The organism is Thalassospira sp. MCCC 1A02491, from assembly GCF_001613785.1.
Taxonomy (GTDB): domain Bacteria; phylum Pseudomonadota; class Alphaproteobacteria; order Rhodospirillales; family Thalassospiraceae; genus Thalassospira; species Thalassospira povalilytica.
Genome location: NZ_LPVX01000031.1, coordinates 324,417 through 339,313, shown reverse-complemented (window position 1 = coordinate 339,313; position 14,897 = coordinate 324,417). Strand labels below are relative to the sequence as shown.

Annotated in this window: 10 protein-coding genes; 3 read left to right on the top strand and 7 right to left on the bottom strand. The window is 54.4% G+C overall.

The features are described from left to right. Window positions 1–397: 397 nt before the first annotated feature. Window positions 398–1,777 (bottom strand): AarF/ABC1/UbiB kinase family protein, encoded by a 1,380-nt coding sequence (locus AUQ42_RS13975; protein ID WP_068519678.1) that lies wholly within the window; start codon window positions 1,775–1,777, stop codon window positions 398–400. A 1-nt stretch (window position 1,778) separates the two neighbouring features. Further along, complete coding sequence (locus AUQ42_RS13970) at window positions 1,779–3,554, bottom strand: M3 family oligoendopeptidase (RefSeq protein ID WP_068519677.1); 1,776 nt, start codon at window positions 3,552–3,554, stop codon at window positions 1,779–1,781. A 478-nt stretch (window positions 3,555–4,032) separates the two neighbouring features. On the opposite strand from AUQ42_RS13970, the gene AUQ42_RS13960 reads away from it, so the two are divergent. Together AUQ42_RS13960 and AUQ42_RS13955 are read left to right on the top strand one after the other, a co-directional pair. Further along, the gene (locus AUQ42_RS13960) at window positions 4,033–5,853 is read left to right on the top strand and encodes a long-chain fatty acid--CoA ligase (protein ID WP_068519675.1); all 1,821 of its coding nucleotides are present in this window, start codon (window positions 4,033–4,035) and stop codon (window positions 5,851–5,853) included. Window positions 5,854–5,861: 8 nt separating this feature from the next. Beyond that, window positions 5,862–6,287: an ATP-binding protein gene (locus AUQ42_RS13955; RefSeq protein ID WP_068519674.1), complete on the top strand. Its 426-nt coding sequence runs from the start codon at window positions 5,862–5,864 to the stop codon at window positions 6,285–6,287. A 43-nt stretch (window positions 6,288–6,330) separates the two neighbouring features. Here AUQ42_RS13955 and AUQ42_RS13950 read toward each other — a convergent pair whose 3' ends face one another. Together AUQ42_RS13950 and clpB are read right to left on the bottom strand one after the other, a co-directional pair. Beyond that, complete coding sequence (locus AUQ42_RS13950; protein WP_231856773.1) at window positions 6,331–7,134, bottom strand: DUF4197 domain-containing protein; 804 nt, start codon at window positions 7,132–7,134, stop codon at window positions 6,331–6,333. A gap of 143 nt (window positions 7,135–7,277) precedes the next feature. Further along, a complete protein-coding gene (clpB, locus tag AUQ42_RS13945; RefSeq protein ID WP_068519673.1) occupies window positions 7,278–9,869 on the bottom strand; it encodes an ATP-dependent chaperone ClpB in 2,592 nt (863 codons plus the stop codon). A 352-nt stretch (window positions 9,870–10,221) separates the two neighbouring features. On the opposite strand from clpB, the gene AUQ42_RS13940 reads away from it, so the two are divergent. Next, window positions 10,222–10,986 (top strand): MOSC domain-containing protein, encoded by a 765-nt coding sequence (locus tag AUQ42_RS13940; protein WP_068519672.1) that lies wholly within the window; start codon window positions 10,222–10,224, stop codon window positions 10,984–10,986. 93 nt (window positions 10,987–11,079) lie between these two features. On the opposite strand, the gene AUQ42_RS13935 is transcribed toward AUQ42_RS13940, so the two are convergent. The 3 genes from AUQ42_RS13935 to prmC all read right to left on the bottom strand — a co-directional run bounded on the left by AUQ42_RS13935 (window position 11,080) and on the right by prmC (window position 14,897). Beyond that, window positions 11,080–12,669 carry a type IV secretory system conjugative DNA transfer family protein gene (locus AUQ42_RS13935; RefSeq protein WP_068519671.1) on the bottom strand — a complete coding sequence of 530 codons (1,590 nt, stop codon included), beginning with the start codon at window positions 12,667–12,669 and terminating at the stop codon, window positions 11,080–11,082. A 265-nt stretch (window positions 12,670–12,934) separates the two neighbouring features. Then, on the bottom strand, window positions 12,935–13,714 hold the full coding sequence (locus AUQ42_RS13930) for a DUF4167 domain-containing protein (protein ID WP_068519670.1): 780 nt from the start codon (window positions 13,712–13,714) through the stop codon (window positions 12,935–12,937). Between the two features lie 292 nt (window positions 13,715–14,006). Beyond that, on the bottom strand, window positions 14,007–14,897 hold the full coding sequence (prmC, locus tag AUQ42_RS13925) for a peptide chain release factor N(5)-glutamine methyltransferase (protein WP_068519669.1): 891 nt from the start codon (window positions 14,895–14,897) through the stop codon (window positions 14,007–14,009).

Genomic DNA, 14,897 nt, shown 5'->3' with positions numbered 1-14,897 from the left:
AAACCTATAAAAAATCAGTTTAACTGAATTTCGATTAACAACGGTGAAATTGCATTATGTGCGGATTTTCGCACATTTTATTTCCGTAACGGAACAGGTCTTGATCCACACCATCACACAATAGACCGTTGATTTACAGCAGTTTCCCCTATTTTCACCCCACGCAGAAAGTGAACATTATCTTACAAACAAACGCGCAAGTCTGCATCAAATGCCTGACTGGCATTGATCTGGGAACGTTTGAATTATGAAAAAGTTCGCGAAAAAACTTATCGTTCGCGTGAGAAACGGAAGTGTTTTTAGTCTCGAATACGATCAAACATCGATCTGTTTGGCGAAAATCAGCCCCGATTCCGCCGCCTCAAACCACGAATCGTCGCGACTTATAAGCCGTTTATCAATCTTCCGGGCGTTCCAGCCCGATCAGATCAAGGGCCTTTTTCTGACGGGATTCGAGTTCAGAGACATCAAAATCGCCGACCAGATCATGGAACAGGCGATACCAGTTCACATGCGCATCAAGGCGCAGGAACACAGCACCCAGCCCGACAGCAGCCCGATCAACCAGCACGAATTCACGTGGCGGCTTTACCCCGCCGACACGACGCAGTTCCTGATGGACCTTGGCGGCGACTTCCGCGCCATAGGCAACCGAATTGGTTTCGCCCATTTTGCGTTCGCGGTCATCAAGGATCGGGCCATAAACAAAGCTGGCCCAGATGTTAAGCACATCAATCAGTTCGCGTGACGGCGCCTCAAAGCCCCAGCTTTCATAGGCGGAAACGGCCTTTTCCTCGTCCTCGTCGCGAAGGGCTTCATAAAGCGTGATCACCGCCTTGACGAAATCGGGTTTGAAGATACGGATACAGCCGAAATCGAGAAGATTGACCGACAGGTCATCACGCAATGTGTAATTGCCCAGATGCGGGTCACCATGAATGACGCCATAACGGTAAAACGGCACATACCAGGCCCGGAACATGTTAAGCGCCACCTGATTGCGCGCATCCTGATCGGGATTGCTATCAAGGAATTTCTGGAACTTCTGTCCGTTTTGCCAGGTCATGGTCAAAAGCCGCCCGGTGGTCAGCCCGTCCACCGGTTCGGGAACATGCACGGTATTTTCACCGGCCAACATGTGGCCATAAAGGCGCATATGTTTGGCTTCGCGGGCGTAATCAAGCTCTTCGCGCAGGCGTGCTGTCAGTTCGTTCTGGATATTTTCGGCATCGATCGCACTGTCATAGCGCTTATAGATCGCAAAGGCGGCGCGAAGCTGCTTAAGGTCGGCCTCAACCGTTGCCGACATGTCGGGATATTGCAGCTTGCAGGCCACTTCGCGCCCGTCGGGCAGGATTGCCTTATGCACCTGCCCAAGCGATGCAGCGGCCACCGCATCGTGGCTGAATTCGGTGAAATTTGATTGCCATCCAGCCCCCAGTTCACTGCGCATCCGGCGTTTGACAAACAGCCAGCCCATGCTGGGCGCATCAGCCTGAAGCTGTGCAAGGGCCTGGGTATATTCCTTGGGCAGGGCATCGGGGATGGTTGAAAGGATCTGGGCCACTTTCATAAGCGGGCCTTTCAACCCGCCCAGGGCCGAGGTCAGTTCGGCAGCATATTTGGCGTGATCAATTTCGCCACCGAACACCTTTCCGGTGGCAAGGCGTGCGGCCAGTTTCCCGGCCGACGCCCCCACCCTTGCATAACGACGAACCCGCCCGCCAAATCTGTTTTCTTCGGAAGGTGGGGTAAAATCATCGTCGTCTGCATTCATGTCAGGAAAGCTCCTCCAGCTCGTCGATCATGCGTTTGATCATGTTCAGACCCCGTTGCCAGAAGGCCGGGTCGGATGCATCAAGACCGAACGGTGCCAGAAGTTCCTTGTGATGTTTGGTGCCACCGGCTTTCAGCATATCAAGATATTTCTGCTGGAAGCCGTCTTCGGCGTGTTCGTAAACATCATAAAGCGAGTTCACAAGGCAATCGCCAAAGGCATAGGCATACACATAGAACGGCGAATGGATGAAGTGCGGAATGTAGGACCAGTAATATTTGTACTCGTCTTCATACCGGATGGCATCGCCCAGACTTTCATGTTGTACGGCAAGCCAGATCTCGCAGATCTCATCAACGGTCAATTCACCTTCGCGGCGTTTGTCATGGACGCGTTTTTCGAACTCGAAGAACGCGATCTGACGCACGACGGTGTTGAGCATATCCTCAACCTTGCCGGCCAGCATGATGCGTTTCATCTTCGGATCGGTTTCCGAGCGCAGCATCGACTGGAAGGTCAGCATTTCGCCAAATACCGATGCGGTTTCCGCAAGGGTCAGCGGCGTATCAGACAGGAAATAGCCATGTTCACCGGCCAGGACCTGATGCACACCATGGCCCAGTTCATGGGCAAGGGTCATCACATCACGGGTTTTGCCGTGATAGTTCAGCAGCAAATAGGGATGGGCTGACGGTACGGTCGGATGGGCAAAGGCACCCGATGATTTACCGGCACGGGGCGGCACATCGATCCATGGATTATCAAAGAATTTCTGCCCAACCGCGGCCAGTTCCGGTGAAAATTCACCATAAGCCTTAAGCACTGTCGACCGTGCGGTTTCCCAATCGATCTGACGGTCATCGTCATCAGGAAGCGGCGCGTTACGGTCCCAGTAATCAAGCTGATCGACACCGAACCATTTTGCCTTCAGGCGATAATAACGGTGCGACAGATCGGCATGGCTGTTTTTAACCGCGGTATTAAGCGCATCAACCACTTCGTCTTCGACCTGGTTGGACAGGTTGCGTGACGATACCGGGGTGGCAAATTTGCGCAGGCGATCATCAATCTCCTTGTCCTTGGCAAGGGTGTTGGTGATATGCGCCAGAAGCTTGATATTCTTGCCCAGAACATCGCCAATTGCCTTGGCAGCCTTTTTGCGATCTTCCACCTTGGTCGAGGACAGCATGTTCGATGCGTCCGACATGGTCAGCTCATTGCCATCAATCGGGAAGCGCAGATCGGCCATGGTCTGATCAAACAGGCGCACCCAGGCGCTTGATCCGGCGACACGGCGTTCATGAAGAACCTGTTCGACTTCGTCAGACAGTTGGTGCGGGCGGAAGGCCCGGTTTTCATTCAGCCACGGGCGATACCGGCGCAGATCGGCACTTTCGGCATATTTCGCATCAAGCGCGTCATCTTCGATCCGGTTCAGTTCAAGCCCGAAGAACAGCGACAGGCTTGAAATCGCCGTCATCTCTTCCTGAACGGACTGATAGAACTGACCAATTGCGGGATCAGCACTGTCACCGGCATAAAGCAGCTGTGCAAAGGAGCCGATTTTACCGCAAATCTCGCTGATGGCTTCATATTCGGCAATCGCGCCTGCCAGTTCGTCGCCCGACAGATCGTTCAATTTGCCCTGATAGCTTTTTTGGAACGCCTGACTGCGATTTTTTGCATCATCAAGATCGCGCCGGATAGCGGGGTCTTTTGGATCGTTATAGAGATCCGTCAGATCCCAGGTCGGCAAATTCTTGTTGATCGCGTTCATTTGTCCTCCAGACTAATCTCTTGCTTTCGCCCCGTTCTGCGCCGTCATGATCCGCATGCCGCGCAGTCACATCCCGATACCGATATATAGCTGCTTGATGCCATATCACCAGCCCTGAATGCGGATCGATTTCCGGGCGATCCAACCGATCATATCGTTACCGTCGATCCGAACAACAGCAAACCGTCATGAAGATGGCCCGACAATGTGTTCAGATCACGTCATCGTCGGCATGATTGCGTGAAAAATTTCCCGAAAATTCAATGTTCTTTGTGAAAAGCATTCCGGCAGACGCAAATTTCGTCATTTTCAGGCTGCCAAACGATGCAATCCCTGATAACAAAATTGTCTTGGAACGTTCATTTAAATTGGTCCAGCTTGCATCTTGCGCGATCTGAACGATTTGAAGAGAACAACCAGTACAGGGCAACCCGAAGATTGCCGACCACGGGAAAAGATAACAAGGCAAGGAAATGTCATGACGAGCTTGCAGGATTATGCCGACTGGCAAAACTTGCCCTCGATGTTTTTCGCACAGGCCAAGAAATATGGTGACGCACCGTTTCTTTGGACCAAAAACAGCGAAACCAATGAATTTGTCCCCACCACCTGGCTTGAGGTGGCCGATCAGGTCCGCGCCCTTGCCCGTGCGCTTTATGATATCGGCGTGCGTCCCGGGGACCGGGTTTTGCTAGTGTCGGAAAACCGCACGGAATGGGGGATTGCCGATCTTGCCATCATGTGCGTGGGCGCAATGACTGTCCCGGCCTATACCACCAATACCGAACGCGATCATTTGCACGCGATCGAAGACAGTGGTGCGGCCATTGCCATCATATCGACCAAGAAACTCGCCCAGCCTTTCCTGCATGCCGCCCTTGATAGCGGGCGCTGCCGTCATGCCATCATGATGGAAGAATGGGGGCAGAGCTTTGTTGGCGATATCACCATTTCACGGTGGGATGACCTGATTGCCAAGGGGCGCGGTCTTGCGCATGATATCGACAGCTGGGTCAACGGGATCAAGCGCGATGATCTGGCCTGCCTGATCTATACGTCGGGTACCGGCGGTTCGCCCAAGGGCGTGATGCTTGCCCACGGGGCGATCCTGTCGAACTGCATGGGGGCGTTCGACATCATTGATACCCTTGGCATCGAAGACGAAATCTTCCTGTCATTCCTGCCGCTGTCGCATTCCTATGAACATACAGCCGGGCTTTATTTCCCGATGAGTATCGGCGCGCAGATTTATTATGCCGAAAGCCTTGATAAGCTTGCGGCCAATCTTGCCGAAGTCCGCCCGACCATCATGACCGCGGTGCCGCGTCTTTATGAAATGCTTTATCAGCGCATGAGCCGCATGGTCGAAAAAGAAGGCGGCATCAAACAGAAGCTGTTTGAACTGACACTCCGCCTTGGGCGCAAGAATTACGAAAAGCAGCGCCTGACATTTGTGGAAAAGCTTCAGAACCTTGCATGCGAATTGCTGTTGCGGCGCAAGTTGCGCCAACGTTTCGGTGGCCGCATCAAGGCCATGGTATCGGGCGGCGGGCCGCTGAACTATGAACTGGGTGTTCTGTTTGTATCGTGCGGTATCCGCATTTTGCAGGGATATGGCCAGACCGAATTCGCCCCGGTTGTTTCGTGTAACCGTGCCGAAAACAACAAACTGCGCACCGTTGGTCCGCCCATGGTCGGCGCAGAGGTACAGATTGCCCCGGATGGCGAAATCCTTCTGCGCGGCGAAAGCATGATGAAAGGCTACTGGAACCTGCCCGATGTGACGGCAGCAACCATTGTTGATGGCTGGCTTCATACCGGCGATATCGGCATGTTTGACGAAGAAGGCAGCCTGATCATCACCGATCGCAAGAAGGACATCATCGTCAATTCCGGCGGGGACAATATTTCGCCCCAGCGGATCGAAGGTCTGATGACGCTTGAGACCGAAATCTCGCAGGCCATGGTCTATGGCGATGCCTTGCCCTATTTGGTGGCGGTTGTCTGGCCGGAAGAAGACTTCATGCGCGAATTCGCCCGCGACAATTCGATTGAAAACAATATCGATGTGCTGGCGAAGAACGAAGATTTCCGCAAAGCCATCCGTGACGCCATTGATCGCGTCAACAAACGCCTGTCGACGATTGAAAAGGTCCGCAGCTTCATGTTCGCCGAAGCTCCGTTCAGCATCGATAACGAAATGCTGACGCCGTCGATGAAAATCCGTCGCCATAAAATCCGCGAAGCCTATGGCAAACAGCTTGATGGCCTTTATCAGCGCAAGCGCAAAGGCCAGTAACTGTCGAAATGCCTGGCGTCAAAGACGGAAAGCTTCAAACACTAACCCTGATCCGGGGTCTTCCCGGATCAGGGAAATCAACATTGGCCGTGCATCTGGCATCGGCAACCGGCGCGCTACATCTGGAAGCCGACATGTTCATGGTCGACCGTCAGGGCTTCTATGAATTTGACATCCGCCGGCTTCGTCACACCCACGCCAAATGTGAAGCCAAATGTCGCGACGCCCTGACAGATGGCAGGAATGTCATCGTCTCCAACACCTTTACCCGGTTCTGGGAAATGAAGGCCTATATCGACATGGCCGAACAGCTTGATATCAAACTTCTGATCGTCGAATGCCACGGCAAATTCGGCAGCATCCATCAGGTTCCCGACGAAACCCTTGCCGACATGCGTGATCGCTGGGAAGACCTTCCCGAACAATACCGCTGATCAAAACCGGTTGTTTGCATCCACGGCCCCGGCTCCAATGCCCCTATTGCGCGGCCGAGAATACCTTTTTGAGGATATCTGTCGTCCAGCGGGTCGGATCGGAACGAATGTCTGCTTCCTGAAGCGCGATGTAATGGAACAGTCCGTCCATTGCCTTTTCCGTCGCATGATCGGTCAGTGACGCCTTGAGATCGGGGACGAACGGCAATGTGTCATATTGCCCGACCATCTGATCATAAAGCGACAGGGCACCGGTATCTGCCAGCGCATCGGTAATAACCGGGCGCAAGCGCCCTTCGATGTCCGAACCGGCAACACGGCGCAGATAGCTGGTTGCGGCGTCATCTGGTCCCTCAAGAATGCCCTTGGCATCGGCAACGGTCATCTGTTTGACCGCATTGACCAGGATATCCCCCGCATCGCTCATGGTTTGTTCGGCCGCCCGGTTCATGCGCAGCTCGATCTCGTCGGCATAGCTGCCAAGCCCGGCGGCACTCAAAAGTTTCTGGGCTGATTTGACACTTTCAGGAAGCGGGATATGGGCCACCGGGTCGGCATTGAAGCCATCGGTCGCGCCAAGCTGACTGGTAACAAGATCAACCCCCATATCAAGCGCCTGTTTGAGGCCCTGCTCCACCGTATCCGACGACAGGGCCGAAACCGCCGCACTCGTGGCATCTGACGAACTGCCTGATCCCGATGAATTCAACGCATCGCCAAGCGTTTGCTTTGCCTTGTCAAAAAAGGATTGCGCCACAGACGGCTGGGACATCCCGGTTGAAAGAACAAGTGCACCAAGTGCGATCACGCCAAGGCGCTGCATGGATGAAAACGGTTTTGACTGCATGTGATGTCCCGGTCGTTTACGTGGTTGCATATTGTCTGATCTGTCTATCTTATCGCAAACCGATAGTGCCGGGTAATCATGACCCGAAAAAGACAAAACCCCGGACATATGCCGGGGTTTTGCATTTGTAATGTCAGGCGGGGTTATTCAACCACCTCGACCTTTTTGCCATTCAGCAAAAGATCGCTTCCTTCGGTCGAGACCGGCACGGTATCGCCATCCTTGATCGCGCCTTCAAGGATCTGCATCGCCAGCGGGTTTTGCAGATAACGCTGAATGACGCGTTTAAGCGGGCGGGCACCGTAAATCGGGTCATACCCTTTTTCTGCCAGCCAATCCTTGGCAGCATCATCAAGCTTGAGATCGATCTTGCGATCAAACAGCAGCTTCTCAAGACGGCCAAGCTGGATTTCAACGATCTTGCCCATCTGTTCACGGGCCAGACGATGGAACAGGATGGTTTCATCCAGACGGTTCAGGAATTCCGGACGGAACGATGCCCGGACAATTTCCATGACCTGATTGCGGACTTCGCCGCTGTCATGACCCGGTTGCTGGTTGGCAAGAATTTCACCGCCCAGGTTCGAGGTCAGAATGATCAGCGTATTGCGGAAATCGACAACCCGGCCCTGCCCGTCGGTCAGACGACCTTCGTCAAGAACCTGAAGCAGGACGTTGAACACATCGGGATGTGCCTTTTCGACTTCGTCAAACAGCACAACCTGATACGGACGCCGCCGTACCGCTTCGGTCAGGGAACCGCCCTCTTCGTAACCGACATAGCCCGGGGGCGCACCGATCAGACGCGCGACGGCATGTTTTTCCATGAATTCGGACATATCAATCCGTACCATGGCCTGTTCATCATCAAACAGGAACTGTGCCAGCGCCTTGGTCAGTTCGGTTTTACCAACCCCGGTGGGGCCAAGGAACAGGAACGAACCAATCGGTCGGTTTGGATCCTGAAGCCCGGCACGGGCACGGCGCACCGCGTTCGAAATCGACCGCACGGCGTCATCCTGACCAACAACCCGCTTGCGCAACGTGTCTTCCATTTCCAGAAGTTTTTCACGTTCACCTTCAAGCATCTTGTCCACCGGAATACCGGTCCAGCGCGATACCACCGATGCGATATGTTTTTCGGTTACTGCTTCTTCCTTGATGCCGCGCGACGGATCGTTTTCGGCCTTTTCAAGCAATGCCATCAGGGCCGGGATTTCTTCGTATTGAAGCTGTCCGGCACGGTCGAGTTTGCCATCACGCATGGCGCGTTCAAGTTCACCGCGCGCCTGGTCAAGCTGTTCCTTGATATGGGTTGATGCCGCCAGTTCTTTTTTCTGGGCTTCCCATTTTGCGGTCAGTTCGGCCGACTTGCCTTCCAGTTCGGCCAGTTCCTTTTCCAGACGGCCAAGACGATCCTGTGACGCGCTGTCCTGTTCTTTTTTCAGGGCCTCGCGTTCGATCTTGAGCTGAATGATACGGCGATCAAGTTCGTCGATTTCCTCGGGCTTGGAATCAAGTTCCATCCGAAGACGTGATGATGCCTCATCCATCAGATCGATCGCCTTGTCGGGCAGAAAACGATCCGTGATATAGCGGTTCGAAAGCGTTGCAGCGGCCACCAGTGCGGTATCGGCAATCCGGACCCCGTGATGGAGTTCGTATTTGTCCTTGATCCCGCGCAGGATCGATACCGTGTCGGCAACCGATGGTTCGGATACAAAGACCGGCTGGAAACGCCGGGCCAGTGCCGCATCCTTTTCGATATGCTGACGATATTCGTCCAACGTGGTCGCACCAACGCAGTGCAGCTCACCGCGCGCCAGTGCCGGCTTCAGAAGGTTGGATGCATCCATCGAACCTTCGGCCTTGCCTGCCCCGACAAGGGTGTGCAGCTCGTCAATGAACAGAATGACCTGACCGGCTTCTGATTCAATTTCGCTCAAGACCGCTTTGAGGCGTTCCTCGAACTCGCCGCGGAACTTGGCACCGGCAATCAGTGCCCCAAGATCAAGCGACAGAAGTTTCTTGTCCTTAAGCGTTTCGGGCACGTCACCCTTGACGATGCGCAATGCCAGACCTTCGGCAATCGCGGTTTTACCGACACCGGGTTCACCGATCATTACCGGGTTGTTTTTGGTCCGGCGCGACAGGACCTGAACGGCACGACGGATTTCCTCGTCACGGCCAATGACCGGATCAAGTTTGCCTTCACGCGCTGCCTCTGTCAGGTCACGGGCATATTTCTTAAGGGCGTCATACTGATTTTCCGCGCCCGCACTGTCTGCCGTGCGGCCCTTGCGGATGTCATTGATCGCCCCATTAAGGCCCTGTGCGGTTACACCGGCATCCGCCAGAACCTTGCCCGCGGTCGATTTCGGATCAAGTGCGATGGTCAGCAACAGCCGTTCAGCCGTGACATAGCTGTCACCGGCCTTCTTGGCGACTTCCTGCGCCTGATCAATCAGACGGGCAAATTCCGACGAAAGGTAAATCTGACCATTGCCGCCGGAAACCTTTGGCAATTTTGCCAGTTCCTGCGCACAGCGTTCCTGGGCAAGTTTGGGCTTGCCGCCTGCTGCCTTGATCAGATTGGCTGCCAGACCTTCTTCGTCGTCCAGCAGCACTTTCAGAAGATGGATCGGTACAAATTGCTGATGGTTTTCACGCAGCGCAAGCGATTGCGCAGACTGCAGAAATCCTTTGGACCGGTCCGTAAACTTTTCGAATTCCATTCCTGCCACTCCTTGAGTCAACAGTATCCATACGATGTGGACCTTCTTTGAAGCATCCACGGCCTTGGCGTCATTGCCGAATTCTAAAATTATAGATTATTTCAACAGCGACAACATTGATATGTCTCAGTCTAGCCTGTTTGCAACCATATACCCCTACAAAAGTTGCAAGAATTATTTGTGCGCCGCAACACGGAATTCTGTCATTATTCCAGAGACGCCCGGACTGCCCTGAAACATGTATGAATGTTGGGGTTGCTCTTGGCAAAACAACGAATTAACGTCACCGTTTACGGCATGTATTCCGCCCCGAACCGATACCATGCCCAAGCGCCATACAGGAAGACACACCATGACGGTCGAGCTCAAAGCCATCAAACGATACCCGGTCAAGGGAATGCGCGGCATCGATATGCCAGACGCCAAAATCACGGCGCATAAAATGCTTGCCAATGACCGCCGGTTTGTCGTCGCCACCCAGTCATCGCTGGGACAAGACGGTGTGCGGGAATGGGCGCGCAAAAGCAACTTCCTGCAACTGGTCAACACCCCCAAACTGGCCGAACTTGGCACCGAATATGATCAGGACACCGCCACATTGACGGTTTTGCGAAATGGCCGGGCAATCTGCAAGGGCAAGCTTGACGATGCCATGGGCCGCACCGTGATTGAGGATTTCCTCAAGGCGTTTCTGAAAAACGACGTCGCTGGCACGCCGAAAATCTATTCCGCACCTGAAACCCAATTTGGCGATATGCGCGAACCCTATATTTCGGTTCTCAATCTGGCATCCATCCGCGATTTCGCCACCCGTATCGTCCAGGGCGAAGTCGATCCGATGCGGTTCCGTGGCAATTTGCTGATTGACGGACTTGATCCGTGGAAAGAACTGGAATGGGAAGAAGGCCAGATCATCAAGATCAATGGCGGATCATTCCGGGTCATTCACCCGATCACCCGGTGCAAGGCAACAAGCGTCAATCCCGACACCGCCGTTTCCGACATCAATGTGCCCCTGATGCTGCGCAAGGGTGTGAACCATCTTTATATGGGTGTCTATGTCGAGGCCCTTGACGATGTGACCATCACCCCGGGTGATGCGATCACGATCGACTGACCCGAATATTCCCGAAATTTCCATCCTGCCGGTGGTTCATCAAATACCGGCAGGATGTCGTCCATTGATAACCCCGGTCCCCGAATAGCGTTTCTAGCTTTCCGGATTGAATGTCGGGGCGTGAACAGCCATGCCGGCAAACATTTCATCATGATGCCAGTCAAGTCGCCAGGCCCGGATCGGTGGGCATCCCTTGCGAAACAGGATTTGTTCTTCCTTGGGGAACCGTGCGACTTCGGCTGATCTGAGGATCGGCTGGTTGTCCTGTGGGCGCAAATGCACCGGGCGTGTGGTATCAGCCCCGCCACCGGTGTCGTCAAAGCGTGACATCGCCGTCAGTCCCGACACCCAGTCAAGGTTGAATGCCCCTTCCTGGCTAAGCACCGAAATGGCGTCAACCCGCCCGACAACGTTTTCCCAGTTCAGGCACACATCCATCAGGCCACTGACACCGCTAAATCCGGGCCAGACCACCATGCCATCGCCATATCCGCCGCCAAGAAGCCGTTCAAACAGCGGCATGCGCCCGACCCGTTCCACCCCGTCCAGCAGAATCAGGAATTCAGGGTCCCCCGATTTCCAGCCGCGCTGATTGATCAGGTTCATCATCCCGGCCAACATCACACGGCTAAAGGATGGCTGAACATCCGGGGTTTCCCCGGCCAGTTGCCCGATGACAAAAATCGAAACGCCGCCCGATACGATATCATCGATGGTGAAGCTGCTGCTGCTGACCAGGCGCGAGATTTGCGGATGATCGAATTCCGCCGTCGCATTGCGGCAGGCCTCGATGATCTTCATGCGCTGATCTTCGGTCATATCCAGGATATTCAGGGCGACTTCGGAAATCCGCCCATCGGCGGATTCAATCCCCATCAATTCTTCAAGGATCTTGTAGAACCGGTGAGAAGGCATGATCAGGTTGCGGCGGACTTCGCCCAAATTCCTGTTTTCCTTAAGGCTTTTCTGAATGGTATGAACGATGAAGCCCTGCAACAGGGTGCGCGCAGTTCGCACTTCCTGTTCGTCAAGTTCCTGGACAAACATCGGCGCCAACAGGGTATCGGCGATCAGCCCGGTATCGGTAATCAGCCCTTCGCCCTGCTGACGGATAAAATCAAACGGATTGAATTGATGGGTTTCAGCACCGCTTTGTCCGTGCGGATCCAGCACGATCAGCTTCTGGCCCATTTTTGCACGGCGATCATGAACCGCGCGATAGATGCTGCCGACCCGTTCATAGACAAACAGATTGCCGGTATGAAGCAACGCATTGGGTTCGGCCGAGGACCGGTAATATTCGTCAGGTGACGTAGCAAAGGTGATGACACGTTTCAAACCCGACGCCCCGACCAGGCGTTTTTCATCCCCCCAGCGCCCCAGAACAAGCGGCGGATTGTTTTCAAGAAGCTTGCGTGCCGTCAGGTCTTCGCGCTTGGCCCATTGTCCTTCGGCCTTGATTTTGGCCTGCTGGGCCGGTGACAGGGTTTTCTTGGACTTCGAAGAAGCCGGTCGTGACCGGTTGATTGCAATCACAATCAGCGGCAGGAACATCGGGATGATGAAACATACCCCGCCAAGCAGGGCCAGTTCATAGTCACCATTAAACAAACCAAGGGCGATGACCATCCCGCCAAGTGCCCATAACAGCACCATGATGACCCGAAACAGACCTGTTCCCATCAACCACTCCCCGACTATGCGCGCCTTTCGGTGGTCACCACCTGTGCTCTTTGACCGGCAGTAACCTTACGGAATTATTTGTGATTTTTATAAATTGATACCAACAATAATCACAGGTTGCACGATATATTCCGATATATTGTTTTACAGTTACACCGCGTTAAACAGCCACCCGGGACCGTGAATTCCCCCGAAAACGACAACACCCCTGCAAGTCATTGACTTACAGGGGTGTTTGTCATGTTGAGATGATGTGACCGTCAGATCAGGCCGAAACCGGTTCCGTACCTTCGTCGGAAGAAACGGCTTCTTCGTCATCACGGCCCGCCGCACGGCTGCGCCCGCGACGTGCTGTCGGATGGCGGCCACGGGTGCGGGCGGTACCACTTGCGGCACGGCGCGGTTTCTTTTCGGTTTCGTCACCCTGCTCTGCCGTTTCGGCATCAGCCGGGGTGTCGTCGCCAGCGGCATCTGCGGCTGCGGGCTTGTCGGACGCATCGGCATCGTCGGTTTTGCGCGGGCGACCGCGACCGGTTGCACGACCGTCGGTCCGACGGGTGCGGGTTGCGCGTTTCGGCTTGTCGTCACCATCGTCGCTTGCGGCAGTTTCGGTGTTTTCACCAGCCGAACCGTCTGCATCCGCCGGGGTTGCAACACTGTCGTTGGACGCGTTTTCCGCGTTTTCGGTGTTGTCGCCCTGCTGGTCGTCGCCCTGGTTTGACTGGGCGTCGTTGCGGTCATCACGGTTGCCACGGTTGTTGCGCTGACGATTGTTTTCGCCACGTTCTTCGCGACGCTGGTTTTCCCACTCCTGTGCCGCCTGAAGAATGCGGTGGTAGTGTTCAGCGTGCTGATAGAAGTTTTCCGCAAGAACCGGATCGTCAGTGCAATCCTTGGCAAGCGAAACGTATTTTTCGTAGACCTGCTGGGCGTTGCCGCGAACACGGCCGTCCGGCCCATTGCTGTCAAAATTCTGGAATTTTGGATTTACTGGACGTTTGTTAGACTGTTGCCGTCCGCGCGGACGTTTATTGTTATTTCTCATATCAACATGACTTTGGTGTTGAAGAACAATCCGGTGGCATCAAAGGCCCCGGAACCACTCCGTCTGAAAAACATATTTCCCGCTAAACAGCACCGGTCAAAACGGCACCTACACAAACCTGCCGGGATCCATCAATGGAACGGAGATTGTTAACTGTTTACTGGGGAACACGGCGCTCTCATAAGCGCGTCGGGCACCCGGCCCGTTAAAACCAACCTATATGGCTTGATCTGTTATTCCAACTGTTTTTTTCACTGCCAATCGCTTTTTTTACATCACAGGGACGCAAAACTCAGATTACGCAACGACCAACAGAACAGCGCGTTTTCTTTGCCGCGACACAGCGCACAATACCGCCAAGGTCTTCGCGATATTCCACCCCGACAAAACCGGCTTCGACCAGCAACTGGCCAACGTCTTTTTCCTGACCGCGGCCAATCTCGAAAATCACGAAGCCACCCGGCTTTGCCAGATCAAAGGCAACCTGTGACAGCACCCGATAGGCCGCCAGTCCGTCCCCTTCATCGGTCAGGGCAATGCGCGGATCAAATTTCTGAACTTCCGGTGACAGTGTTTCCATCTCGTCCCGGGTGATATAGGGCGGGTTGGACATCACAAGATCAAACCCGTCCGCACGTTCGCGATCATCAAGGGCGCTATCCCAATCCGAGACCCGGAATTCCACCTGCCCGTCCAGATCAAGGGCGCGGGCATTTTCCCGCGCACAGGCAACCGCACCTTCGCTGATATCAAGACCGATACCGCTTGATCCGGGCAGATCACCAATGGTCGAAAGCAACAAACACCCGGTGCCGGTACCAAAATCGACAATGCGCGGCGCATCATTGTCTTCAAGGAAATCAATCGCCCATTCAACAAGGGTTTCGCTATCGGGGCGCGGTTCAAGCGTTTCAGGCGCCAGCTTGAAAGTATGACGCCAGAAATCGCGTTCACCCAAAATCCGCCCGACCGGTTCATGGCCGCTGCGCCGCGCGATCATGTCACGAAAAAGTGCTTCCTTGTCAGCCGCGACTTCGTCTTCGGGCCATGCCGAAATCCGCCCTCCATCAACACCGGCCGCACGTGCAAGCAAGATACGCACATCCATCCGGGCATTTTCAATGCCCGCCTCATTCAGGGCTGCGACCCCTTCTGCCATCAATGTGCCGAGTGTTGCGGACAT

Bases quoted from the DNA above. Each gene is read 5' to 3' on its own strand.
- AUQ42_RS13940 (WP_068519672.1), top strand. From the start codon at position 10,222: ATGACGGTCGAGCTCAAAGCCATCAAACGATACCCGGTCAAGGGAATG.
- AUQ42_RS13955 (WP_068519674.1), top strand. From the start codon at position 5,862: ATGCCTGGCGTCAAAGACGGAAAGCTTCAAACACTAACCCTGATCCGG.
- AUQ42_RS13975 (WP_068519678.1), bottom strand. From the start codon at position 1,777: ATGAATGCAGACGACGATGATTTTACCCCACCTTCCGAAGAAAACAGA.
- AUQ42_RS13970 (WP_068519677.1), bottom strand. From the start codon at position 3,554: ATGAACGCGATCAACAAGAATTTGCCGACCTGGGATCTGACGGATCTC.
- AUQ42_RS13960 (WP_068519675.1), top strand. From the start codon at position 4,033: ATGACGAGCTTGCAGGATTATGCCGACTGGCAAAACTTGCCCTCGATG.
- AUQ42_RS13930 (WP_068519670.1), bottom strand. From the start codon at position 13,714: ATGAGAAATAACAATAAACGTCCGCGCGGACGGCAACAGTCTAACAAA.
- clpB (WP_068519673.1), bottom strand. From the start codon at position 9,869: ATGGAATTCGAAAAGTTTACGGACCGGTCCAAAGGATTTCTGCAGTCT.
- AUQ42_RS13950 (WP_231856773.1), bottom strand. From the start codon at position 7,134: ATGCAGTCAAAACCGTTTTCATCCATGCAGCGCCTTGGCGTGATCGCA.
- prmC (WP_068519669.1), bottom strand. From the start codon at position 14,897: ATGTCCGCAACACTCGGCACATTGATGGCAGAAGGGGTCGCAGCCCTG.
- AUQ42_RS13935 (WP_068519671.1), bottom strand. From the start codon at position 12,669: ATGGGAACAGGTCTGTTTCGGGTCATCATGGTGCTGTTATGGGCACTT.